Consider the following 24,144-nt stretch of genomic DNA (forward strand, 5'->3'; position numbering starts at 1 on the left):
AGGTTGCGCCGATCTTATCGGTTTTCAACAACGCTGGCGCTGGTTAAAGTGGACTCATTGCCTGACTGGCTAATCCTTTTCGTCAAACCACCTGGAGGTCCCATGACCCAGACTAACTTCAGCAGCGGCCCTGATGCCAACGGCCTGTTTGGCTCATTCGGTGGCCGCTACGTGGCTGAAACCCTGATGCCACTGGTACTCGACCTGAACCGCGAGTACGAAGCCGCCAAGATCGATCCCGAATTCATCGAGCAACTGGCCTATTTCCAACGTGACTACATCGGTCGTCCGAACCCGCTGTATTTCGCTGAACGCCTGACCGAGTATTGCGGCGGCGCGAAAATCTACTTCAAGCGCGAAGAGCTGAACCACACCGGCGCGCACAAGATCAACAACTGCATCGGCCAGGTGTTGCTGGCCAAGCGCATGGGCAAGAAGCGCCTGATCGCTGAAACTGGCGCGGGCATGCATGGCGTGGCCACCGCCACCGTCGCAGCCCGCTTCGGTCTGCCGTGCGTGATCTATATGGGCGCCACCGACATCGAGCGTCAACAGGCCAACGTGTTCCGCATGAGGCTGCTGGGCGCGGAAATCGTCCCGGTCACCTCCGGCACCGGCACCCTGAAAGACGCCATGAACGAAGCCCTTCGCGACTGGGTGACCAATGTCGACGATACCTTCTACATGATCGGTACCGTGGCTGGCCCACACCCATACCCGGCGATGGTCCGCGACTTTCAGTCGATCATCGGCAAAGAAACCAAAGTACAACTGCAGGAAAAAGAGGGCCGCCTGCCAGACAGCCTTATCGCCTGTGTGGGTGGCGGTTCCAACGCCATGGGCCTGTTCCACTCGTTCCTCAATGACGCCAGCGTCCAGCTCATCGGCGTCGAAGCCGGTGGTCACGGGATTCATACTGGCAAGCACGCCGCCAGCCTGAACGGCGGTGTTCCCGGCGTTTTGCACGGCAATCGCACCTATCTGCTGCAAGATGCCGACGGCCAGATCGCTGATGCGCACTCGATTTCAGCGGGTCTGGATTACCCTGGCATCGGCCCTGAGCATGCTTACCTGCACGAAGTGAAGCGCGTTGAATACGTCAGCATCACGGATGACGAAGCCCTCGAAGCCTTCCACCACTGCTGCCTCCTGGAAGGCATCATCCCCGCCTTGGAGACCGCCCACGCCCTGGCCGAAGCCATGAAACGTGCAAGCAACCTGCGCGATGACCACTTGATGGTGGTCTGCCTCTCGGGCCGTGGCGACAAAGACATGCAAACCGTGATGAGCCACATGGCCGCCGACGACAAAACTCAGGAGCAACTGGTATGAGCCGCCTGGAACAACGTTTTGCCGAGCTAAAAACCGAAGGCCGCGCAGCCTTAGTGACCTTCGTTACCGCCGGCGACCCTGGCTACGAGGCCTCGCTGGCGATCCTGAAAGGTTTGCCGGCCGCTGGCGCCGATGTGATCGAGCTGGGCATGCCCTTCACCGATCCAATGGCTGATGGCGTGGCGATCCAGTTGGCTACCCTGCGTGCGTTGGACGCCGGGCAGACGCTGGTGAAAACCCTGAAAATGGTTCGCGAATTCCGCGTCGATGACCAGACCACACCGATCGTGCTGATGGGTTACTACAACCCGATTCACCGCTTTGGCGTCGAAGCGTTCGTCGCTCAGGCTAAAGAAGTCGGCGTCGACGGTTTGATCATCGTCGACCTGCCGCCAGAACATGACACCGAACTGGCAACCCCGGCCCAGGCCGCGGGCATCGACTTCATTCGCCTGACCACACCGACCACCGATGACGTGCGCCTGCCACGCGTACTGGAACGCAGCTCCGGCTTCGTTTACTACGTGTCGGTCGCAGGTGTCACCGGTGCGGGCTCTGCCACCACCGAACAGGTCAAAGGTGCCATCGAGCGTTTGCGTCGCCATACCGATCTGCCGATCAGCGTCGGTTTCGGCATCCGGACCCCAGAGCAGGCGGCCGCGATTGCCAGGTTGGCTGACGGTGTTGTAGTGGGCTCGGCACTGGTGGACAAGATCGCCACTGCAGCGTCACCGGAGCAGGCAATAGACGGCGTTTTGAGCTTGTGTGCAGCGTTGGCCGAGGGCGTGCGCAAGGCCCGTGTCAATTTAGAGTAAAGATTTGGAGTGTGAGGAATTTAAATCTCGGCTGACACACTAAGTAACAAGCGAAAGGGGTTTAGAGCCATTGGCTTAAACCCCTTTTTGCTGACCGAATTTCGAGGAACGAGAAATGAAACTGCCAACCCGTTTGATTGCAGGCCTGGGCATCTTGATGATCAGTGCCAGCCCGTTGTTGCATGCCGATGAACGCGATCAGCGTGGCGGCCAGGATGGAGGCCGTCAGGGCGAAAATCACCAAGGTAATGGCAACCAGGATAATCGCGGCCACGATGAGCACAATGATCGTCGTGACGATCATGGCCCACGTCGCCCGCCAGAAAATTTTGACGAAGCGCGTCGGTCCTTCCATGACCACCGCGAATTCATCGGTCGTGGCCGACCTCTGCCACCGAACATCCATATCGAACGCGGCCGGCCACTGCCCTACGGCTACGGCGAACCCCTGGACCCGCGCGCGCTGGAACAACTGCCGCGCTACGACGGTTATGAATGGCGTCGGGTTGGCCCCGATGTGGTACTGATCGCGTTGACCACCGGGGTGATCTACACCATCCTCGACGGCGTGCTGAACTGATTGATTCTCTGTAGGAGCCAACTTGTTGGCTCCTACAGATTCGTCGTGCTAACTAACCTTCTCAACCCCTGAACATCGAAACGTCCAGATCCCGCACCGCCCCCATCCAGATTGCATGCTCCGTGTGGTCAGCCAGGTCATCGCCCGTCAGCGGGTGTAGCAACACCCCCAACCCCTTGCGATTAAGCGCCAACCACAGCACAACATCAGCCAACTGAGCGTGTTCAAACGCCAACTGGCAACTCCAGTCCGGGTGCGGGCCTACCGGCTTTTCATGCACCCGCCCCATCTTCAACCCAAAACGCTGCGTAGCCTCTTCGCACAACGCGCGGGCCTGATCGATGGTCTGTGCGTCGAAATACACGTGGGCGTGATAGCCCTCAACACCTTGCATTGCTCAATCTCCGGAAAACGCCTGCGCGGTCGCGAACCGCCGCTGGAAAAAACAGGACAGAACTGTAGAGTGAGGTTATCCACAGACAAGGATTATTTGCCATGAAGATTGCCGAAACTCCGGTTCTGAAGCTGGTTCTGTACGGCGCCATCAGCAGTTTGGGCAGCGCCTTGATGGCAGAACTCCTACGTCGTCAGCACGAGGTCATCGCCATTCTCGACGATCTTAACGCCTTGGCGTCGCGTCCTGGTCTGCGAACCAAAGTCGGCAACCTGTTCGACGCCGAGCGGGTCAGCCAAAGCGTGGCCGGTTGCTCGGCGGTGGCTTGCCTACTGAATGCCCGTGTATTGCCAGTCGGCAGTGACGCCTCGCGACCCGATGCCAGCCCGGCACCTGTCGATCAGGTCATGGCGACTCAAACCTTGATTGCCGGCATGCAGCGCATGGGCATCAAGCGGCTGGTGTTGGTCGGCGATTTTGCGGTGCTCGATGAGGCATCTGAAATGGACGTACAACAGCGAAGTGCAGCCGAGAAAATCGTCGAGTTATTGCACAGCAGCGAACTGGACTGGACCTTGGTCAACACACCACAAAGCGCGCTCGGACTGAGCATCGAGCACTTCAATCAGATCAGCGACACCCTGGAACCGGGTCTCGCCGAGCCGTTGCAGCGAATGGAGCGAGTAGCGGCGGGCATCGCCGATGAACTGCGCCTGAATCTGCATATTCGCGAGCATGTGAATTTTGTGTTCTGAATCAGTCACACTGTAGGAGCGAATTTATTCGCGAAGCGGTGTTTCAGGCACACCGCGTCTAACCCTTCGCCAACAAGACTGCGCGTCCCGGTTGCGCCCACAGGGGCTTTGCGATCACACCGCAATCGACGGCAATGGCCTGCCCGTCAGTAAATCCCCGCTCTGGGCCTGTTCGGTCGCCAACCAGTCGACGAACTGCTGCACCAGTTTCATATTGACGCTGATGTTCGCAAACCATTTATTCATTGTATCCTCTAGGCACAGTGTTTTTTAAATCAGTCGGCTGGAGGATTGTTTTTGTGGCACCAGCAAAATCTGTTCGCATAGCGCTATCGGCCGAGGTTTGGTTAGCTTAATCGCAGGCCGTCAAAAAAGCGGTCATTTGGATTATGAAGGCTCTCATCGGACGGTCGTCTGAGTGAGTGCTACGGTAAGATTTGTCAGCCGTATTACCCGATGTGCAGCGCAACCTGCGCGCCGCACATCAATTATCCGATTAGGGAAGAATTGTTAACCGGTGACCTCCACCAGAACCACTGCGGCCACCGCCATGATGCCCGCTATCGGGATGACCTAGCCGGGTAGTAGAGGATGGACGTCCTCGCCCTCCAGAACCACGGCGCCTATTGCTGACTGGGGGTGCTGGAATTGGCGGTGCAGGCGGAAGCGGCTGAGGCGGAGCAGGTGTCACTGCAATGGCGGGAGTTGGAGTGGGAGATGGAACCAATGCAGGTGCGGGCGCTTCTGCCCCAGACAACCTCAGAGACATTCCCTTGAACAACTCGTCCACACTGCTATTAATCATTTGGCTGCCGACTTGAACGACTTCCGTCGCAGTTTCGAGGCTCTCAATTCGATCGAGCCATCCTTTCGCATACATCTGTTGCTCTGCGCTCCCGGTGTAATAGGCTTTACGCATAATGGCATAAGTCCGAGCCGAAAGTGATAGTTCCGCCGATGTGTCGCCCGCTGCAGCCAGCGCTTGTTGCCAATAGGCTTCACGGTCTGCGGGATTTTCAATTACTTTAAATACCGAGTTTAAGGTCCAGGCGTCTTCACCAAGACCAGCTTGACGAAAAACACGGTTATGAAAACCCCAGGCTTCTTCGTGATTTACATCTCTGGTAATGTAATGACTAGTGCGACATTGACTTAGTAAAGCGGCAAGGTACTCACTACACATTTTATACAAAATATCGTCGACCTGAGCATCACTCAACGGTGTGCCCATTCTATTTGCGGTAGCCTGCATAAAACCCACCGCAGCGGCTCCCGCTAGAGAATTTTTATCCGCGACTCCGCCGGCAAGTTTTGCATAATTGTACCCACTACTTGTGAGAGACATATACGCTAGCCAAGGTCCCCCCTCTCTCAAAAGAATCTCGTTGGCACTCACGTTGCTCATTTTATTCGGCATACTTAACTTCCTTATTTTTAAAATGTGACACAATAAAATTATTTACATCTATTTGCATGGCTGCCCAGTGCGTCAAAAAATCTGTGGCATAAGACAGCCTAACTGATGCTTTGTATTGGGAGAGAAACCAAGTTTGCTCACATCCATATACGCCTACTGTATCGAATGTGGTGCATTCTATTATCGTAGAAATTTCTCCATCCTCTTTTGCCCAATATACATTCTTACTTTCAGAGGCTTCATGCAATCTCGTATTTAGTACATAGTGGAGATTCAAAACCTTATCAAATTCTTTCGCATTCCGAGAAAGTGATTTTTCACCTGAGAGCAAATGACTCAAGTACCATTTGAAATATATTCTATCGGCGCTCCCGAGATGAACGGTCACGTGCCCGTGAGTTCTATCTGGCCCATACTCTAGCTTGGGATAAGGTTTCATGGATGGCCAAAGCATATCTAAAGTAAGTGATACCAAATTCGCATCACATCCTTTTTTATTCTCCGTAAATCCAATTTCCCAAGAACTCTTCCCTTCGTACTCTGCCCAAAAAAATAAATACTGGCTGGGAACCTCAATTACGGCACCTGATAATCGACCGCACACTGGCGCCGGGTTAACCTTAGGAGTTAAGCTAAATTTATCGAGAAGTTCCAAAGTAGGAATTACAACATACCAAGCAAGCAACAGAGTACAGATAGTTACCATAACTGCAAAACCTTTCATTTTTACTTCCACTCGATTTTCTAAACTACGCCTATCGCCCCGCAGTAGTCGCAGTTATTTTAGTTCTATAAAACGTTAACTGTCACTTACCGATTTGCCACTTAGGTATACCACCCCTTACTTTTTTCAATTTAATAAACGTTCAATACTCTCTGTTCGCACAAGCTGCCCGTGCTGCTCAACATATGCTATCAGGTAAATATATTTATCATTCCAAAACAACCCCTACATCTTCTGACTTAGTTGTAGGATTTTTCGTTGCTCATCTACAGCTGGCCTAAATATCGGAAATGTAGGAGCGGACTTGCTCGCGATGGATCGCGATGCGGTCCTATATTGCAGCACTAAAGTCCAGCTGGAGGAGTAACGTTTGACGGTTTACGACTGCTTTGCAGTCGATCGCGAGCAAGTCCGCTCCTACAGTTGGATTGCGTGCTTTCTCGAAAGGAAGAGGTGTTTAAACCGCAATCGACGGCAGCGGCCTGCCTGCGAGTAAATCCCCGCTCTGCGCCTGTTCGGTCGCCAACCAGTCGACGAACTGCTGCACCAGTTGCACCCGCCGCTTGCGCTGCGGCAGGACGACGTAATAACCATAAGCCGAAATGGCAGTGGCGGCGATGGGGCGACACAGCAGCCCTTGGTCCAACAGCGCATCGACCAGATGCCGCCAACCGATGGCGACGCCTTGACCGGCAATGGCCGCCTGGATCAGCAGGGTGTAATTGTCGAAGCGCAACTGACCGGGCGCGGGTGCCTGGTGAATATTCAGCGCACGGAACACGCCGCTCCAGTTGAACCAGTTGCTGCTGCTTTCGCCGCGCAAATGCAGGAGCGGAAGCTCCAGCAGCGCTTCAACAGGCAAGGGCCGCGGGCGGCCGGCGAGCAATTGCGGGCTGCACACCGGAAACACTTCTTCGCTGAACAACCAACGGCTTTCACCCTGCTTGAAACGCCCGTCACCGAACAGCACTGCGACATCGACATCGGCGCGCAGCATGTTGTAACTGCGCTCACTGGTGACCAGGCTGACGTCCACATCCGGGTTGGCCTCGTGAAACCGATGCAGGCGAGGCATTAGCCAATAGGCAGCGAAGGCAAAATCGGTGGCGACCTGCAGTACCTCATGTTGGCGCTGGGCGGTGACGGCATTGAGTCCGCCCTCGATGGACTGCAACCCTGCTTGCACATAACCGAACAGCACCTCGCCCGCCTCGGTCAGCTCGATGCCCCGGTAGATCCGGTCGAACAACCGTGTAGCAAGCTGTTCTTCCAGACGTTTTATTTGCTGGCTGACCGCAGGCTGCGTGGTGCCCAACTCGACGGCTGCAGCCGTAAAGCTGTGCTGTCTCGCCGCAGACTCAAAAGTACGCAGCAAATCCAGTGAAAGATCACCAAGAGCGTCATACATAAGCTGGCCTTATCCTAGGTATTGTTTTGCATGGGCTTTACCACAGAACCTATGGGTCTCATCCTCAAGCGCAGCACTCTCGCATAAATATCCACTATGGAATGCCGCGAATACATGAAGCGCAAGAACATTCTTTTCATCATGGCCGATCAAATGGCCGCGCCGATGTTGCCGTTTTACGCTTCATCTCCTATCAAAATGCCCAATCTCAGCCGCCTCGCCGCCGAAGGCGTGGTGTTCGATGCCGCCTATTGCAACAGTCCGCTGTGCGCGCCATCGCGTTTCACCCTGGTCAGCGGCCAACTGCCGAGCAAGATCGGCGCCTACGACAATGCGGCCGATTTCCCTGCTGATGTACCGACGTATGCCCATTACCTGCGCCGTCTCGGCTACAAGACCGCCCTGTCCGGCAAGATGCACTTTTGCGGCCCGGACCAATTGCACGGCTACGAAGAACGCCTGACCAGTGACATTTACCCCGCCGATTACGGTTGGGCCGTGAATTGGGACGAGCCGGATGTGCGGCCCAGTTGGTATCACAACATGGCGTCGGTGTTGCAAGCCGGCCCTTGCGTGCGCACCAATCAGCTGGATTTCGACGAAGAGGTGGTGTTCAAGGCCCAGCAATACCTGTTCGATCACATCCGCGAAGAGGGTGATCAGCCATTCTGCCTGACCGTGTCCATGACTCACCCTCATGACCCGTACACCATCCCGAAACCCTTCTGGGACATGTACCGCGACGAAGATATTCCGCTGCCGCGTCCCCATGCCGATCAAGCCGGGCAAGACCCGCATTCGCAACGCCTGCTCAAGGTCTACGACCTGTGGGACAAACCGTTACCTGTGGATAAGATTCGCGATGCGCGCCGCGCCTATTTCGGGGCGTGCAGCTACATCGACAGCAACGTCGGCAAGTTGCTGCAAACCCTCGAAGACACCGGCCTGGCCGACGACACCATCATCGTGTTTTCGGGCGATCACGGCGACATGCTGGGCGAGCGCGGCCTCTGGTACAAAATGCACTGGTTCGAGATGTCGGCCCGTGTGCCGATGCTGGTCTACGCTCCGGGGCAGTTCAAGGCGGGGCGGGTCAGCGCTGCGGTGTCCACCGCCGATTTACTGCCGACCTTTGTTGCGCTGGCCGAGGGTGAGCTGGAAGCCGGCTTACCGTTAGACGGTCGTTCACTGCTACCGCATTTGCGGGGCGAACCTGGGCACGACGAAGTGTTTGGCGAGTATATGGCCGAAGGCACGACCAGCCCGTTGATGATGATTCGACGTGGCGCCTATAAATTCATCTATTCGGAGCAGGACCCGTGCCTGCTGTTCGATGTGAACAATGACCCGCAAGAACGCGAAGAATTGAGCCAGTCACCCGCTCATCAGCAACTGTTCACTGACTTTCTGGCCGAAGCACGGGCCAAGTGGGATATACCGGCGATACACCACCAGGTGCTCGCCAGCCAGCGTCGGCGGCGTTTTGTCGCGCAGTCGCTGGCCATCGGCAAGCTGAAGAGCTGGGATCACCAGCCGCTGGTAGACGCCAGTCAGCAATACATGCGCAACCACATCGACCTCGATGATCTGGAACGCAAAGCGCGTTATCCACAACCCTAACCCTGCCAAGACTAAAAAAACCAAAGGGGCACACTCATGATGAAGTTATCCACAACACTTGCGGTCGGTTTCATGGCACTTGGCAGCGTTTCCGCTTATGCCGAGCAGAGTTGCAGCACGGTGAAGATGGCTGATCCAGGCTGGAGCGATATCGCCGCGACCAATGCCATTACCGGTGTCTTGCTGGAAGGCATGGGCTACAAGCCCAAGGTCGACACGCTGGCGGTACCGATTGCATACGGTGGGCTCAAGGATGGCCAGGTGGATGTTTTCCTCGGCAACTGGATGCCCGCTCAGCAGGGCTTTTACGACAAGTTCATGGCCAATGGCGATGTCACCCAATTCGCCAAGAACCTGGACGGGACCGAGTTCACCCTCGCCGTGCCGGACTATGTCTGGGACGCGGGTGTGCATACCTTTGCCGACCTGAGCAAATTCGCCGACAAGTTCGGCAAGAAGATCTACGGCATCGGTTCTGGCGCACCAGCTAACCTGTCGCTGCAATCGATCATCAAAAAGAACGAGTTCGACCTGGGCCAGTGGAAACTGGTCGAGTCCAGCGAACAAGCGATGCTGGCTGAAGTCGGGCGCAACGTGAAGAAACAAAGCTTCGTGGTGTTCCTCGGCTGGACCCCGCACCCCATGAACGTGCAGTTGAAAATGCACTACCTCAAAGGTGGCGAGGCTTATTTCGGTGACACGGGCAGCGTTTATACCCTGACCCGCAAAGGCTACAGCCAGGCCTGCCCGAACGTTGGCAAGCTACTGACCAACCTGAGCTTCACGCAGGAAATGGAAAACAGCATCATGTCCGAGGTGGTGAACAAAAAAATTACCAACACCGAAGCGGCCAAGGCATGGATCAAGGCTAACCCGGCGGTGCTGGATAAATGGCTCGACGGGGTGAAAACCATCGACGAGAAAGCGGCTCTGCCGGCCGTAAAAGCCACGCTGTAAGGGTTGAGAAGCATCGCAGGCAAGCCTGCTCCCACAGGATTAGCGGTATGCACACATTCTGTGGGAGCAGGCTTGCAACTACGCGTCCCGCTGCGAAGAGGGCAGCCTGGTTAATCTAGAGCCATTGGCCTTGCACCAAAACCACTGAAACCTCACCCTTACCCCTCTACAAAACTACCGAGAGATTCATGGGTTGGCTCAATCGCCACAAATTCTTGCCGTTCCTCGAATGGCTCCCACGGCAGACCCGCGCCAGCGTCGGTCGTGATGCAATAGTTGGGCTGAGCGGGGCGATTCTGGCGCTGCCACAATCCATTGCTTACGCCCTGATCGCAGGGTTACCGCCTGAATACGGTCTGTACGCGGCCATCGTCCCGGTGCTGATCGCCTCTCTGTGGGGCTCATCGTGGCATTTGATCTGCGGGCCCACCGCGGCGATATCCATCGTGCTGTATGCCAGCATCAGCCCGATGGCCGTGCCGGCCAGTCAGGACTACATCACCCTGATTCTGCTGCTGACCTTTCTCGCCGGGATCTTTCAATGGCTGCTGGGGTTGGTGCGCTTCGGCGCGGTCGTGAACTTCGTTTCGCATTCAGTGGTGCTGGGCTTTACCTTGGGCGCCGCTGTGGTGATTGCGTTGGGGCAATTGCCGAATTTTCTCGGCCTCGATGTGGGCGGCCAGGCCACGGCGTTCAAGAGCCTGATGGCGCTGCTCGAACATCGAGGCGAAATCGATCCTGCATCGTTGATTCTAGGTGCCGTCACCCTTGCCCTGGGCGCAGCCCTGAAATACCTGGTGCCCCGTTTGCCGACGCTGTTGATCACCTTGGTGGCCGGGAGCTCGTTGGTCTGGCTATGGCCCTCGATGTTCGGCCACGTTAAATTGGTCAGCGCCTTCGTTGGGCATCTACCGCCGTTCAGTGCATTGCCGCTGGATCTGGAATTGGTGCTGAAACTCCTGCCCAGCGCGGTGGCGGTGGGCATGCTCGGGTTGGTCACCAGCTTGTCGATTGCCCGCTCGTTGTCCGCACGCTCGCAACAATTGCTCAACGCTAACCAGGAACTTCGCGCCCAAGGTCTCTCCAACATGATCGGCGCGTTGTTTTCGGGCTATTTGTCAGCCGGTTCGTTTACCCGTGCGGCGCTGAACTATGAAGCGGGCGCCCACTCGCCGCTGGCCGGGGTGTTTTCGGCGCTGTGGGTGGCGCTGTTCGCCATGATTGGGGCGTCGTTGATCGCCCATATCCCGATCCCGAGCATGGCCGCGTCGATCTTGCTGATCAGTTGGGGGTTGATTGACCGTCGCGGCATTCGCTCGTTGTTCCGCGTCAGCCATCCGGAGTTTCTGGTGATGGCGCTGACCTGCCTGGCAACGCTGTTGCTGGAGTTGCAAACAGCCATTTATGCGGGCGTGCTGGCGTCGCTGTTCTTCTACCTCAAACGCACCTCACAACCACGGGTTCAGCAGTGGCGCGATGGCGACGATGACATTCTGCGCGTCGGCGGCTCGATTTTCTTTGGCGCCAGTCATTACCTGCAAGTCATTCTGCAACGCAGCAAGGGACCGCGCGTAGTGATCGATGCACAACACATTAACTTCATCGACTATTCAGGCGTTGAAATGCTCCACCAGGAAGCCCGCCGCCTGCGCGCGCAAGGCCACAGCCTGACGCTCAGGCGCGCCCGGCCCCAAGTGGTCGAGGAGCTGCTTAAACTGGAAGGGCCAGAGAAATGCCCAATCCTGTTCGAGGATTAGGGGTGGGGGGCGAGCGCCCACACCTCAGGCGCTGGCCAGCTGCCGTCGTAACTCAGCCAACACGGGCGCCGTATCCGGGCGAACGCCGCGCCACAGATAGAACGCTTCAGCAGCCTGTTCGGCGAGCATACCCAGACCGTCCAGTACTTGGGCGGCGCCGTGCTCAGTGGCCCAACGGCAGAATGGCGTCGGCTCTTTGCCGTACATCATGTCGTAGCAAACGGTGTGGCCAGGCTGGATCAGGCTTGGCGAAATCGGCGGCAGTTCACCGGCAAGGCTGGCGGAAGTGGCATTGATGATCAGGTCTACCGGCTCTGCCAGCCAACTGAAGCCGGCGGCGGACACGGGGCCCAGGTCGGCGAATTGATGGGCCAGCAACTCGGCTTTTTCCACGGTGCGATTGGCGATCACCAGGGCGAGCGGTTTTTCAGCCAACAACGGTTCCAGTGCGCCACGCACTGCGCCACCTGCGCCGAGTAGCAGGATGCGCTTGCCCAGCAGGCTGAACCCGGCATTCACCGTCAGATCCCGCACCAGCCCGGCACCATCGGTGTTATCGCCCAACAGACGGCCATCGGTCCCCTTGCGCAACGTGTTCACGGCACCCGCACGTTGTGCGCGCTCGGTCAGGCTGTCGGCCAAACGAAAGGCCTGTTCCTTGAAGGGCACGGTGATGTTGGCACCCAGCCCTTGCTCAAAGAACGCCTGGGCGCAGCCGATGAAATCCTCCAGCGGCGCCAGCAGGGTGCTGTAATCGAGCTGCTGACCGGTCTGTTCGGCGAACAGGCGATGGATCAGCGGCGATTTGCTGTGGCCGATGGGGTTACCGAAAACGACGTAGTGGTCCATTGCGGGTTCCTGATTCTTTTTGTTGTGCCTTCGCAGCGGGACGCGTAGTTGCAAGCCTGCTCCCACAGGGGTATGCAGAACAACTGTGGGAGCAGGCTTGCCTGCGAAGCGTTTGACCCGGTATCAGGCCTGCGCCAACCAATCACGATCCTGCAAAAAATACTCGGTCAGACGGGCTTCTTCGGTGCCCGGTTCGGCTTTCCAGTCGTAACCCCAACGCACGTGCGGTGGCAGTGACATGAGGATCGATTCGGTACGCCCACCCGATTGCAGGCCGAACAGTGTGCCACGGTCATACACCAGATTGAACTCGACGTAGCGGCCGCGACGGAATTCCTGAAACTCGCGCTGTTGTGCCGTGTAAGCGGCAGCCTTGCGCCGCTGGATGATGGGCAGGTAAGCCTCGATGTATGCATCACCAATGGCGCGCACGAAGGCGAAGCTGGTGTCGAAGTCCCACTCGTTCAGGTCATCGAAAAACAAGCCGCCAATGCCGCGTGGCTCATTGCGATGCTTGATGTGGAAGTAGGTGTCGCACCAGGCCTTGTAGCGCGGATAAACATCGGCGCCAAACGGCGCACAGGCCTGCTCGGCAACACGGTGCCAATGCACGCAGTCTTCTTCTACACCGTAATAAGGCGTCAGGTCGAAACCGCCGCCGAACCACCAAACGGGCTCCTCGCCTTCTTTTTCGGCGATGAAAAACCGCACATTGGCGTGTGAAGTCGGTACATGCGGGTTGTGCGGATGAATCACCAACGACACACCCAGCGCCTCAAAACCACGCCCGGCAAGCTCAGGCCGATGGGCGCTGGCCGAAGGCGGCAGGCCGCTGCCGAACACATGGGAGAAGTTGACCCCACCTTTTTCGATCACGCCGCCATTCTCGATGACTCGGGTGCGTCCGCCACCGCCAGCCGGGCGACTCCAGGCGTCTTCGATGAAGCGAGCGCTGCCATCTTCGCCTTCCAGCGCGTTGCAAATCCGGTCTTGCAGGTCAAGCAGGTAGGCTTTAACGGCCTCGGTGCGGGTAGTCATCGGGTCACCTTGAAACATTACTGAGCCACTGGGGTTACGGGGGGTGGCAAATTGGCGCGTAGCATACCACCGGCGTTATGGCCGCCGCAGTTGACGAGGATCAAGGGAAAGAGCCCGATAGCTCTTTTCGTAGTAGTCTTTTTCCGTATTTTTTGTTTCCACTCATCATCGGAGATGAACAGATGGCAAAGCGTATCCAATTCAGCACCGTGGGCGGCCCCGAAGTCCTTGAGTATGTAGACTTCGAACCTGCCGAACCGGGCCCACAGCAGGTGCGTCTGCGCAACAAGGCGATTGGCCTCAATTTCATCGACACTTACTTCCGTAGCGGGCTGTACCCGGCGCCATCCATGCCGTCGGGCCTGGGCGCTGAGGGCGCGGGCGTGGTCGAAGCGGTCGGCAGCGAGGTCAGCCTGTTCAAGGTCGGTGATCGCGTGGCGTATGGCACCGGTCCGCTGGGCGCCTACAGTGACGTGCACGTGCTTCCTGCCGCCAACCTGGTGAAGTTGCCGGAATCGATCAGCTTCGAAGACGCTGCGGCCGTCATGCTCAAGGGCCTGACCGTGCAGTATCTGTTGCGTCAGACGTATGCGCTGAAGAGTGGTGAAACGGTGCTGTTCCATGCAGCCGCCGGCGGTGTGGGTTCGCTGGCCTGCCAATGGGCCAAGGCACTGGGTGCGAAGCTGATCGGTACCGTCAGTTCGCCGGAAAAAGCCGCTCATGCCAAGGCACTCGGTGCTTGGGAAACCATCGATTACAGCAAGGAAGACGTGGCCAAGCGGGTTCTTGCACTGACCGATGGCAAGAAATGCCCGGTGGTGTACGACGGCGTGGGGCAAGACACGTGGCTGACTTCACTCGATTGCGTAGCGCCACGCGGGTTGTTGGTCAGCTTTGGCAACGCGTCAGGGCCGGTGGCCGGGGTCAATCTGGGGATCCTCGCGCAGAAAGGCTCTTTGTACGTCACTCGCCCGACACTGGGTACTTACGCCAACACTGCCGAAAACCTGCAAACCATGGCCGACGAGTTGTTCGCGATGCTGACCAGCGGCAAGATCAAGGTGGGTGATGTCCAGCGCTACGCCCTGAAAGACGCAGCCAAGGCGCAAACCGAACTCAGCGCCCGGCGCACCACAGGCTCAACGATTCTGATCCCATAAGCCCAAAAACCTAGCCCGGGCGAACGATCTCGCCAGTTACCAAGTCACGGATCAGACTGGGGTGCTTGCGCCCGCCCAGCAGGCCGCCAAGCACCCAGTCGATTTCCCCACGAAAATATTGCTCAACCCGAATACGCGTCCGGGCAGCCGGACGCCCGAGCGGGTTGGCTGACGTCGAGATCAGCGGTCCGACCAACGAACATAACTCACGCACCTGCGGGTGATCGCTGACGCGCAGTGCCACGGTGTCGTGGATGCCGGTGATCCATTCGGGCAGCAGATTCTGATGCGGCACCAGCCAGGTATTGGGGCCGGGCCAGGTGCTGGCCATGCGATCGATCCAGATTTCGGGGAAGTCCTCAAGAAGAAAGTCGAACTGGCGAATGGTGTCGGCCACCAGAATCAGGCCTTTGTCCACAGGCCGGGATTTGATCGCCAACAACCGATACACCGCCTCTTCATTCCATGGATCGCAACCCAGCCCCCATACCGCCTCGGTTGGGTAGGCAATCACCGCACCGGCTCGAATCTCTCGTGCGGCTTGCTGCACACGCCAACTGTTGACCATCGTTCTCTCCCCGGGTAACCGCTGCGAGCAGTTTAACCTTAGCGAGCACGGCCAAACCACCGTCCTGCCTCACTGCTTATGCGCCCATCCAGCTCCAGCTCGGTCAGCGCCGCCAACACTTTGGGCAACGGCCAGCCGCTGGAGAGTGCCAACCCTTCGCTGGTGTGCGGCGCCGCATGCAGTAAATCCAGCAGGGGATGGCTGGCAGCAGGTGTTGCCGGTACCGGTGCCACAGAGGCCGTCGCAGGGCTGGCTACGTTCTGCCAACCGCGCAGGGCTTCAAGAATGTGTTCGATGGTTTCAACCAGCACCGCACCGTCGCGAATCAGTTGATGGCACCCGCGTGCGCCAGGGTGATGAATGGAGCCGGGAATCGCGTACACCTCACGGCCCTGTTCCGCTGCCAGGCGTGCTGTGATCAACGAACCGCTGGCAACGCTGGCCTCGACCACCAGCACACCCAGGGACAGGCCGCTGATGATTCGATTGCGTCTCGGGAAGTTGCTCGCCTGCGGCCCGGCGTCCAGGGGAAACTCGGAAACGACGGCGCTGCCCTGGGCACTCATGGTGGCCGCAAGCTGACGATGGCGCTGTGGATAAAAATTTTCGATGCCCGTGCCCAAGACGCCGATTGTCTGGCCGCCAACGTCCAAAGCACCTTGGTGCGCGGCACCATCAATGCCCAATGCGAGGCCGCTGGTGATAACAAAACCGGCGCTGGCCAAACTTCGGGCAAACGCTGTGGCGGTGTCCAATCCAGGCTTGGAAGCGCGTCGGCTGCCGACCATTCCTAACTGCGGACGCTCGAGAATGCTCGGGTCACCGGCCACAAACAGCAACGGCGGTGCATCGGCAATTTCAGCCAGCAGTGCAGGGTAGGTGGGATCATCCCACATCAGTAAATGCTGGCCGGGACGCTCCAGCCAGGCCAGCGCGGCACTGGCGCCATCGCGGACGTGTGGGCTGCGCCGGGCTTCGGCGCTGGCGCTTGGCAAGCCCAAAGCACGCCAGGCACTGGCCGGTGCGCTAAGCGCGGCCGACGCAGAACCAAAGGCATTGATCAGCTTATGAAAGCGTTTTGGCCCGACCTCGGGTAGACGATGCACGCGCAGGCGCGCTTCGAGTTCGGCAGGTGAGGAAACAGCAGTATCAAACAGCGGCATAGATCTTCCTTGATCTGTAGCGCCCGTCAGCGGCATGAACAACCTGTGGATAACTCTGTTAGTAACTATTTGGAACAGGTCATGTCCGGTGGACAAAACATGACCCTGTTCCGATACATAGCTCTACGGGTTTCGCACCTTGTCCATGACCGTCAAAGAACGCGAGGCATTGAGTACCAAACCATAGCTGAGCTTTTCATAAGTGCGAAAAATCATCAGCAACCCCGAGCGCTCATCCGGGATTTTTACGTTCTCACCCGTTACTTGGTCGCGGACTGTTTCGCCGGTCTTGTAAATAGCCAGCACGTTGCCCTCGGCCAGCCCATCACGTTTGCCTCGATCCAGCGTCACCACGTCCATCTCACCAATCTGGGTCACCCCTCGCGGCACATCAATGATCAGGCCTTCAATCTTGCTTTGAGGCGCGCTGGGAAAAAAGGTTGAGTTGATCGGCCGTTCTTCACTGATGAATAACCGGTCGCCCAGACGCACTTCCTGGGTCGAACGCTGCAGTGTCATGGTTCCTACATCACCTTCGTGAGCAACGATTTCACCGCCGCCAATGTCGTCAGCGTTAACCCCGAGAAACGTTCCCGTCACAGGGTCCGTGTAGGTTTTGCCCTGACGGAAGATGTTATAGGCCGTGTGCACAGGGTCGAATGTGCCTCGCGCATAAATCCGGTCACCCATGCCACTGAGCACGCGTTCAGCATTGCCTGCGACGATGTAGGGTGCGTTCTGAAAGTCGGCGGCGTCATCCATGATGCGGTTGTTGAGCAGAAAACTGTTGATCGCTCCCAGCGGAATACTGGGGATCGCATCGGCCATCGGCGTGGTGCGGACCCGGGGCGACAGCTTGATAGTGCCGCGTGATACGCCACGATTGAGCACCACCTGCGGCTGACCATCGACATACACCAGGGACAATGAGTCGCCTGGGTAGATCAGATCAGGGTTGGCAATTTGCGGATTAGCCTTCCAGATCTCCTTCCATTTCCATGGTTCACGTAGAAATTTGCCGGAAATCCCCCAAAGCGTGTCGCCTTGAACGACGGTGTAATTCTGTGGATGTCCTTCCCTGAGTTGCACTTGCGCCTGACAAAGGCCGGTAGAGGCCAACAGCAGCAGGGCGAGTAGTGATTTCCTCATGCGGTGAATCCCTTTATCATATGGCTTCGCGTGAAACACTAAGAGCCCACAAGGCTCAGGTTTTGCAAGGTTGCTAACTTTGACTGACGAAGCCTAGCAGCCGATTTTGGACTTTACCCTACAAGTGCAGCTCTAACGTATATGGCTATTTTAAACATCCTCGAATTTCCCGATTCGCGCCTGCGTACCATCGCCAAACCTGTGGCCGTGGTAGACGACGGTATTCGCCAGTTGGTCGACGACATGTTTGAAACCATGTACGAAGCGCCAGGCATTGGCTTGGCTGCCACCCAGGTCAACATACACAAGCGCGTCGTGGTCATGGACCTGAGCGAAGATCGCAGCGATCCACGGGTGCTCATCAACCCCACGCTCGAAATCCTGACCGATGAGGTGGACCAGTATCAAGAAGGCTGCCTCTCGGTGCCAGGCTTCTATGAGAACGTCGACCGTCCGCAAAAGATCAGGGTCAACGCCCTGGGCCGCGACGGTCAGCCGTACGAGCTGATCGCGGAGGGTTTGCTGGCGGTGTGTATCCAGCACGAGTGCGACCACCTGAACGGCAAATTGTTCGTCGATTACCTGTCCAGCCTCAAGCGCGACCGGATCAAGAAGAAGCTGGAAAAGCTGCATAAACAGAACGCTTGATCCGACTCAAACTGTAGGAGCTGCCGAAGGCTGCGATAAGGCCGGCACGGCCTTCAGCGATATCAGCCATTACGACCGCTTCGGTCGGACGCGACCCCGGGGCGATCGCAGCCTCCGGCAGTTCCTACAGGTACGCATTTCCCCCCTTTATCGAGAAGCCCATGACTGAGCCACTGCGCATCGTCTTCGCCGGCACCCCAGAGTTTGCCGCCGAACACCTCAAGGCTTTGCTCGCCAGCCCCTATCAAGTGATTGCGGTCTACACCCAGCCTGATCGCCCGGCTGGCCGTGGACAAAAGCTCATGCCTAGCCCGGTCAAACAGCTGGCTGAACAGCACGGTATTGCCGTATTGCAACCGCCAACCCTGCGTGATGCGGACGCTCAAGCTGAACTGGCCGCGCTCAAGCCCGACGTGCTGGTGGTGGTCGCCTACGGCCTGATCCTGCCGCAAGTGGTGCTCGACATCCCGCGCCTGGGCTGCATCAACAGCCACGCCTCGCTGCTGCCGCGCTGGCGCGGTGCCGCACCGATTCAGCGTGCGATAGAGGCCGGTGATGCCGAAAGTGGCGTGACCGTAATGCGTATGGAAGCAGGCCTGGACACCGGGCCAATGCTGCTCAAAGTCACGACCCCAATCACTGCCGCAGACACCGGTGGCAGCCTGCATGACCGGCTCGCCGAGCTGGGCCCGCCTGCGGTACTTCAAGCCATCGCCGGGCTGGTCAGCGGCACGTTGCAGGGTGAAGTCCAGGACGACACCCTGGCGACCTATGCCCATAAGCTGAACAAGGACGAGGCGCGCATCGACTGGAGTCGCCCGGCCATTGAGCTGGAGCGTCTGGTGCGTGCGTTCAATCCTTGGCCAATCTGCCACAGCACGCTCAATGGCGAAGCACTGAAAGTGCTGGCCGCCAGCCTCGATGAGGGGCAGGGCGCGCCGGGTGAAATTCTCAGCGCCAGCAAGGACGGCTTGATTGTCGCCTGTGGGCAACAGGCCTTGCGCCTGACCCGCCTGCAATTGCCAGGCGGCAAAGCACTGAACTTCGCTGACCTGTTCAACAGCCGTCGTGAGAAATTCGCTGTCGGTACGGTGCTGGGTGCTATTGCGCCCGACCAGACGGTGCACGGCCAATGAACCCGCGTCTAGCCGCCGCCAAGGCTTTGGCCGCCGTCCTCAATGGCAAAGCCTCGCTGAACAGTTCGCTGCCCACTCAGTTGGACAAAGTCGACGCCCGAGATCGTGGTTTGACTCAAGACCTGGCCTTTGGCACCGCCCGCTGGCAGCCACGGCTGTCCGCACTGGCGGCAAAGCTCCTGCAAAAGCCCTTCAAAAGCGTCGATGCCGATGTCGAGGCGTTGTTGTTGGTCGGCCTCTATCAGTTGCTCTACACCCGCATACCGGCCCACGCCGCCATCGGTGAAACCGTGGGTTGCGCCGATAAACTGAAAAAGCCGTGGGCCAAAGCGTTGCTCAATGCCGTACTGCGCAGCGCGCAACGGGACAGCGAAGCCTTGCTGGCCGAGCTGGAACACGACCCGGTGGTCCGTACTGCACACCCGCGCTGGCTGCAAAAAGCCTTGAAAGCTTATTGGCCAGCGCAGTGGGAAGCCATTTGCGCCGCCAACAATGCTCATCCGCCGATGATTTTACGGGTCAATCGCCGTCACCACGGCCGTGATACGTACCTGCAAATGCTGCAAAACATCGGGATCGAAGCCCGCCCCTGCGTCTTCAGCCAGGACGGTATTGTGCTGAACGAACCGTGCGATGTCCGCACCCTGCCCGGTTTCGCCGAAGGCTGGATCAGCGTGCAGGACGAAGCCGCGCAACTGGCTGCCGACCTGCTGGAATTGGTCCCCGGCCAACGCGTACTTGACGCGTGCTGCGCCCCCGGCGGCAAGACCTGCCATCTGCTGGAAGTACAACCGCTGCTGGCGGGCGTGGTCGCGGTGGATCTGGAGGCCAAACGTCTGGTCCGCGTGCGGGAAAACCTGGACCGCCTGGGCCTCAGCGCCGAGCTGATCGCTGCCGATGCCCGTGACACAGCTCAGTGGTGGGACGGCAAACCGTTCCAACGCATCCTGCTGGATGCCCCGTGTTCGGCCACGGGCGTGATCCGTCGTCACCCGGATATCAAGCTCACCCGTCAGGCTGACGATATTCCAGCGCTCGCCGCGCTCCAGGGTGAATTGCTCGATGCGCTATGGCCTACGCTGGAAGTCGGCGGCATCCTGCTGTACGCAACGTGCTCGACGCTGCCGATGGAAAACACCGACGTGATCGAGGCGTTCATGACTCGAACACCTGGCGCACGGGAACTGGACATCGCCGGTCAGCTCGGGCAACAACCGCCCGGCCTGAAACAACCGCACGGTCGCCAGCTGCTGGCCCAGGAAGGCGGTCACGATGGCTTCTACTATGCCAAGCTGATCAAGATCGCCGCTGTGTAACGCTAAACCCAAGGAGCAACCGGATGAAAATCATCATCCTCGGCGCAGGGCAGGTTGGCGGTACGCTGGCTGAACATTTGGCCGGGGAAGCCAATGACATCACCGTGGTCGACACCGATGCCGATCGCTTGCGCGGTCTGGGGGATCGCCTTGATATCCGCACCGTTCAAGGCCGCGGCTCGTTCCCCACAGTGTTGCGCCAGGCCGGCGCCGATGATGCTGACATGCTGGTGGCGGTGACCAACAGCGACGAGACCAACATGATCGCCTGTCAGGTCGCTTACACCCTGTTCAAGACCCCAACCAAAATCGCCCGCGTGCGCGAAGCCGCCTACCTGACCCGTGCCGGTCTGTTCAATAACGACGCGATCCCCGTGGACGTGCTGATCAGCCCGGAACAGGTGGTGACCAACTACATCAAGCGCCTGATCGAGTACCCCGGCGCGCTGCAAGTGATCGACTTTGCCAATGGCAAGGCTCAGTTGGTGGCGGTCAAGGCGTACTACGGTGGCCCGTTGGTCGGTCAGCAGCTGCGTCAGTTGCGCGAGCACATGCCCAATGTCGACACCCGGATTGCCGCGATTTTCCGGCGTGACCGGCCGATATCCCCCCAAGGCGATACCGTCATTGAAGTGGATGACGAGGTGTTCTTTATTGCGGCCAAAACGCACATCCGCGCCGTGATGAGCGAGATGCGCCGCCTGGATGAAAGTTACAAACGTATCGTCATCGCGGGCGGCGGGCATATTGGTGAGCGGCTGGCCGAAGCCATCGAAAGTCGCTATCAGGTCAAGATCATCGAGATGAACCCGGCGCGTTGTCGTTATCTCTCGGAAACCCTGAATAACACCGTGGTCCTGCTGGGCAGTGCGTCGGACCGGGATTTGCTGTTGGAAGAAAACATCGCCGATGTCGATCTGTTCCTGGCGCTGACCAACGATGACGAGGCTAATATTATGTCCTCGCTGCTGGCCAAACGTCTCGGCGCGCGCAAGGTGATGACCATCATCAACAACCCGGCGTATGTTGACCTGGTGCAGGGCGGCGAGATCGATATCGCGATCAGCCCGCAACTGGCAACCATCGGCACGTTGCTGACTCACGTGCGCCGTGGCGACATTGTCAGCGTGCATTCACTACGCCGTGGGGCAGCCGAAGCCATTGAGGCGGTCGCCCATGGTGATGCCAGGTCGAGCAAGGTCATCGGTCGCGCCATCCGCGACATCACGCTGCCGCCGGGCACCACCATCGGCGCAATCATTCGCGCGGAACACGTACTGATCGCTCATGACATCACGGTGATCGAATCTGGCGACCATGTGATTCTGTTCCTTGTGGATAAAAAATATATCCGTGACGTCGAGCGGTTGTTCCAGGTTGGCTTGAGCTTTTTCTGACAACCAGCTACTTATCCACAAGGCGCTCCCGGTACAGGAGAACACCATGATTGAATCGCTGGAAAAAATGCTCGCCAAGGGTGTGGATAACTCATTGCTGCGTTTCGGTCTGGGCAAGGGTTATCTGGACGCGGCGGATTACGCCAAGGCTGCCGAACATCTGCAATGCTGCGTTGCGTTCGACCCTAAGTATTCAGCGGCCTGGAAGCTGCTGGGCAAGGCACTTCTCGGGTCAGGTGACGTGGCGGCGGCAAAACTTGCCTGGGAGCAGGGCGTTCAGGCGGCGCAGGGGCATGGCGACAAACAGGCCGAAAAAGAAATGGTGGTGTTCCTGAAGAAGCTGGAACGTCAGGCTAACAAGTCGTAATGCAGCTGTGGATAACTTAACGCGCAGTAGTTATCCACAGCTGACAACCTTCAGTACCAGCGCGTTTCACCCTGTGGACGCTTTTTGAAACGCTTCATTGTCCACATGTATTGGCTGGGATAAGCCCGCACGTATTTCTCGACCACCTGACTCATGGCCGCCGCCGACGTTTGCGTATCGGTGCTGTACATGGCCTCGGGCGCAGCTTCAAGGATCACCTTGTAACCTGAACCATCGGCCAGGCGGATGGCATGCAGGAACACCCCCACCGCTTTGCCACCGGCCAACATGTTGGGCACGAATTTGCTGGTCAGCGCTTGTGTGGCGCAGAAGGGCACGAACACGCCTGCAGACTCAGCGGGCTCTGGATCGGCCGGAATACCCACCGAACCGCCTTTGCGCACTTCCTTGATAACGCTGAGGATGCCTTCTTTGGTGGAGGCCGCCACGCGATTGCCCAGTTGCACACGCTGTTTGCGCAGCAGATCGTCCACCGCCTTGAGTTTCGGCGGCCGATAAAAAATGATCGGTTTGCACTGGCTGCAATAGAAGTGGTTAAGCACTTCCCAGTTACCCAAGTGGCTGGTGATGCCGACTACGCCTTTACCCGAGGCCAGTGCGGCTTCCAGCACCTCAAGCCCTTCGACCTCACGCACCAGATCGATTGATTTCTGAGCAGGCCAGATCCAGGCGCAGGCGCTTTCGGTGAAGGTCTTGCCGATGTCCATGAGACTGCGGCCTACCAGGCGCTCACGTTCGGCAGCGTCCAGCTCGGGAAAACATTTGGCCAGGTTGATACGCGCTATTTCGCGCGAGCGATTGGGCAATTTCCACATCAGCCAGCCGATGGACGTACCGACCCACTGCACGACTCGCCATGGCAACAGGGCAAATAGCCGCAAAAGCCCGACTAAAAGGGCGCCTTTGAACTTATCCACAGATCACTCCTGAATTCGCAAGGCCGCCATTGTAACCATCAGCGGCTCAGGACGGCGTATCGATCACACTCGAGGGTGTGATCCATGACCATGCCTGCGGCCTGCATAAAGGCGTAGCAGATCGTCGGTCCGACGAACGTAAAACCTGCTTTTTTCAGGGCTTTGCTCATCGCTTCGGCTTCAGGGGTGACCGCCGGGACCTGGCTGCGATCCTTGAAGTGATTGATCAGCGGCTGCCCGTCGACAAAGGACCAGAGCCATTCCACCGGGTCTTCCAGGGCCTGCCAGGCCTGGGCATTGCGCCGTGCGGCATTGAGTTTGAGGCGGTTGCGAATGATGCCGGCGTCGAGCATCAACTCATCGATTTCAGCATCGCTCATTTGCGCCACACGCTGCACATCGAAGCCGAACAGCACTTCACGATAGCGCGCGCGTTTCTTTAAAATCGTGATCCAGGAAAGGCCGGCCTGGAACCCTTCGAGCAATAACAACTCGAAGAGCTTCTGCGCATCGCGCAACGGCACCCCCCACTCTTGATCGTGATAAGCGATGTACAGCGGATCTTCGTTGCACCAAAAGCAGCGTGGCATAAGGCTCCAAGGGTGGAGGTGCGGCCGAATCGGGTATACTCCTGCTCTTTAAATCGCATCCCCAGC

At 58.1% G+C, this 24,144-nt stretch carries 24 protein-coding genes and 1 pseudogene; 13 read left to right on the forward strand and 12 right to left on the reverse strand.

The window, feature by feature from the left end; all coding sequences use genetic code 11:
* The first annotated feature begins 102 nt into the window (after nt 1-102).
* The 3 genes from trpB (at nt 103) to AC1ME2_RS13440 (ending at nt 2,727) form a co-directional block, all read left to right on the forward strand.
* On the forward strand, nt 103-1,332 hold the full coding sequence (gene trpB, locus AC1ME2_RS13430) for a tryptophan synthase subunit beta (RefSeq protein WP_480441803.1): 1,230 nt from the start codon (nt 103-105) through the stop codon (nt 1,330-1,332).
* Nucleotides 1,329-2,147, forward strand: a complete 819-nt coding sequence (gene trpA, locus AC1ME2_RS13435) for a tryptophan synthase subunit alpha (RefSeq protein WP_480441804.1) — start codon at nt 1,329-1,331, stop codon at nt 2,145-2,147. Before trpB ends, trpA begins: the two co-directional genes overlap by 4 nt.
* Nucleotides 2,148-2,262: 115 nt before the next feature.
* On the forward strand, nt 2,263-2,727 hold the full coding sequence (locus AC1ME2_RS13440; protein ID WP_480441805.1) for an anti-virulence regulator CigR family protein: 465 nt from the start codon (nt 2,263-2,265) through the stop codon (nt 2,725-2,727).
* Between the two features lie 61 nt (nt 2,728-2,788).
* On the opposite strand, the gene AC1ME2_RS13445 is transcribed toward AC1ME2_RS13440, so the two are convergent.
* Nucleotides 2,789-3,121, reverse strand: coding sequence for a DOPA 4,5-dioxygenase family protein (locus AC1ME2_RS13445; RefSeq protein WP_480441806.1), 333 nt, complete (start codon nt 3,119-3,121; stop codon nt 2,789-2,791).
* A 101-nt stretch (nt 3,122-3,222) separates the two neighbouring features.
* Between AC1ME2_RS13445 and AC1ME2_RS13450 the strand changes: the two genes are divergently transcribed.
* The gene (locus tag AC1ME2_RS13450; RefSeq protein WP_480441808.1) at nt 3,223-3,876 is read left to right on the forward strand and encodes an NAD(P)-dependent oxidoreductase; all 654 of its coding nucleotides are present in this window, start codon (nt 3,223-3,225) and stop codon (nt 3,874-3,876) included.
* A 114-nt stretch (nt 3,877-3,990) separates the two neighbouring features.
* On the opposite strand, the pseudogene AC1ME2_RS13455 reads toward AC1ME2_RS13450, so the two are convergent.
* The 4 genes and pseudogenes from AC1ME2_RS13455 to AC1ME2_RS13470 all read right to left on the reverse strand — a co-directional run.
* Nucleotides 3,991-4,089 (reverse strand): annotated as a pseudogene (locus tag AC1ME2_RS13455) (choline sulfate utilization transcriptional regulator); the annotation flags it as partial.
* A 283-nt stretch (nt 4,090-4,372) separates the two neighbouring features.
* Nucleotides 4,373-5,293: a hypothetical protein gene (locus tag AC1ME2_RS13460; RefSeq protein ID WP_480441809.1), complete on the reverse strand. Its 921-nt coding sequence runs from the start codon at nt 5,291-5,293 to the stop codon at nt 4,373-4,375.
* Nucleotides 5,283-6,017 carry a hypothetical protein gene (locus AC1ME2_RS13465; protein WP_480441810.1) on the reverse strand — a complete coding sequence of 245 codons (735 nt, stop codon included), beginning with the start codon at nt 6,015-6,017 and terminating at the stop codon, nt 5,283-5,285. The genes AC1ME2_RS13460 and AC1ME2_RS13465 overlap by 11 nt, the downstream gene beginning before the upstream one ends.
* Nucleotides 6,018-6,474: 457 nt before the next feature.
* A complete protein-coding gene (locus AC1ME2_RS13470) occupies nt 6,475-7,425 on the reverse strand; it encodes a choline sulfate utilization transcriptional regulator (protein WP_480441812.1) in 951 nt (316 codons plus the stop codon).
* 114 nt (nt 7,426-7,539) lie between these two features.
* Between AC1ME2_RS13470 and betC the strand changes: the two genes are divergently transcribed.
* From betC to AC1ME2_RS13485, 3 genes are all read left to right on the forward strand, one after another.
* Nucleotides 7,540-9,045, forward strand: coding sequence for a choline-sulfatase (gene betC / locus AC1ME2_RS13475; RefSeq protein WP_480441814.1), 1,506 nt, complete (start codon nt 7,540-7,542; stop codon nt 9,043-9,045).
* 36 nt (nt 9,046-9,081) lie between these two features.
* Nucleotides 9,082-10,002 carry a choline ABC transporter substrate-binding protein gene (choX, locus tag AC1ME2_RS13480; RefSeq protein ID WP_480441816.1) on the forward strand — a complete coding sequence of 307 codons (921 nt, stop codon included), beginning with the start codon at nt 9,082-9,084 and terminating at the stop codon, nt 10,000-10,002.
* Between the two features lie 188 nt (nt 10,003-10,190).
* Nucleotides 10,191-11,759 (forward strand): SulP family inorganic anion transporter, encoded by a 1,569-nt coding sequence (locus AC1ME2_RS13485; RefSeq protein WP_480441817.1) that lies wholly within the window; start codon nt 10,191-10,193, stop codon nt 11,757-11,759.
* A gap of 24 nt (nt 11,760-11,783) precedes the next feature.
* On the opposite strand, the gene aroE is transcribed toward AC1ME2_RS13485, so the two are convergent.
* The gene (gene aroE / locus AC1ME2_RS13490; RefSeq protein WP_480441819.1) at nt 11,784-12,608 is read right to left on the reverse strand and encodes a shikimate dehydrogenase; all 825 of its coding nucleotides are present in this window, start codon (nt 12,606-12,608) and stop codon (nt 11,784-11,786) included.
* Nucleotides 12,609-12,731: 123 nt separating this feature from the next.
* A complete protein-coding gene (gene hemF / locus AC1ME2_RS13495; protein ID WP_480441820.1) occupies nt 12,732-13,646 on the reverse strand; it encodes an oxygen-dependent coproporphyrinogen oxidase in 915 nt (304 codons plus the stop codon).
* 182 nt (nt 13,647-13,828) lie between these two features.
* On the opposite strand from hemF, the gene AC1ME2_RS13500 reads away from it, so the two are divergent.
* Nucleotides 13,829-14,806: an NADPH:quinone reductase gene (locus tag AC1ME2_RS13500; RefSeq protein WP_480441821.1), complete on the forward strand. Its 978-nt coding sequence runs from the start codon at nt 13,829-13,831 to the stop codon at nt 14,804-14,806.
* Between the two features lie 10 nt (nt 14,807-14,816).
* Here AC1ME2_RS13500 and tsaC read toward each other — a convergent pair whose 3' ends face one another.
* The 3 genes from tsaC to AC1ME2_RS13515 form a co-directional block, all read right to left on the reverse strand.
* Nucleotides 14,817-15,374: an L-threonylcarbamoyladenylate synthase type 1 TsaC gene (tsaC, locus tag AC1ME2_RS13505; RefSeq protein WP_480441822.1), complete on the reverse strand. Its 558-nt coding sequence runs from the start codon at nt 15,372-15,374 to the stop codon at nt 14,817-14,819.
* 38 nt (nt 15,375-15,412) lie between these two features.
* A complete protein-coding gene (gene dprA, locus AC1ME2_RS13510; protein ID WP_480441824.1) occupies nt 15,413-16,537 on the reverse strand; it encodes a DNA-processing protein DprA in 1,125 nt (374 codons plus the stop codon).
* A 123-nt stretch (nt 16,538-16,660) separates the two neighbouring features.
* A complete protein-coding gene (locus tag AC1ME2_RS13515; RefSeq protein ID WP_480441825.1) occupies nt 16,661-17,686 on the reverse strand; it encodes a LysM peptidoglycan-binding domain-containing protein in 1,026 nt (341 codons plus the stop codon).
* Nucleotides 17,687-17,827: 141 nt separating this feature from the next.
* Here AC1ME2_RS13515 and def point away from each other — a divergent pair, with 141 nt between their 5' ends.
* The 5 genes from def (at nt 17,828) to AC1ME2_RS13540 (ending at nt 22,550) form a co-directional block, all read left to right on the forward strand.
* Entirely contained in the window at nt 17,828-18,334 is a 507-nt protein-coding gene (def, locus tag AC1ME2_RS13520) for a peptide deformylase (protein WP_480441826.1), read from the forward strand.
* A 161-nt stretch (nt 18,335-18,495) separates the two neighbouring features.
* Entirely contained in the window at nt 18,496-19,470 is a 975-nt protein-coding gene (gene fmt, locus AC1ME2_RS13525) for a methionyl-tRNA formyltransferase (RefSeq protein ID WP_480441828.1), read from the forward strand.
* Complete coding sequence (gene rsmB / locus AC1ME2_RS13530) at nt 19,467-20,786, forward strand: 16S rRNA (cytosine(967)-C(5))-methyltransferase RsmB (protein WP_480441830.1); 1,320 nt, start codon at nt 19,467-19,469, stop codon at nt 20,784-20,786. The genes fmt and rsmB overlap by 4 nt, the downstream gene beginning before the upstream one ends.
* A gap of 23 nt (nt 20,787-20,809) precedes the next feature.
* Nucleotides 20,810-22,183 (forward strand): Trk system potassium transporter TrkA, encoded by a 1,374-nt coding sequence (gene trkA / locus AC1ME2_RS13535; protein ID WP_480441831.1) that lies wholly within the window; start codon nt 20,810-20,812, stop codon nt 22,181-22,183.
* Nucleotides 22,184-22,229: 46 nt separating this feature from the next.
* On the forward strand, nt 22,230-22,550 hold the full coding sequence (locus AC1ME2_RS13540; RefSeq protein ID WP_480441833.1) for a tetratricopeptide repeat protein: 321 nt from the start codon (nt 22,230-22,232) through the stop codon (nt 22,548-22,550).
* A gap of 50 nt (nt 22,551-22,600) precedes the next feature.
* On the opposite strand, the gene AC1ME2_RS13545 is transcribed toward AC1ME2_RS13540, so the two are convergent.
* Both AC1ME2_RS13545 and AC1ME2_RS13550 read right to left on the reverse strand, forming a co-directional pair.
* Nucleotides 22,601-23,488: a lysophospholipid acyltransferase gene (locus tag AC1ME2_RS13545; RefSeq protein ID WP_480441835.1), complete on the reverse strand. Its 888-nt coding sequence runs from the start codon at nt 23,486-23,488 to the stop codon at nt 22,601-22,603.
* A 38-nt stretch (nt 23,489-23,526) separates the two neighbouring features.
* A complete protein-coding gene (locus AC1ME2_RS13550) occupies nt 23,527-24,078 on the reverse strand; it encodes a DNA-3-methyladenine glycosylase I (RefSeq protein WP_480441836.1) in 552 nt (183 codons plus the stop codon).
* Nucleotides 24,079-24,144 lie beyond the last annotated feature (66 nt).

It is taken from the genome of Pseudomonas sp. ASL9, assembly GCF_056680335.1.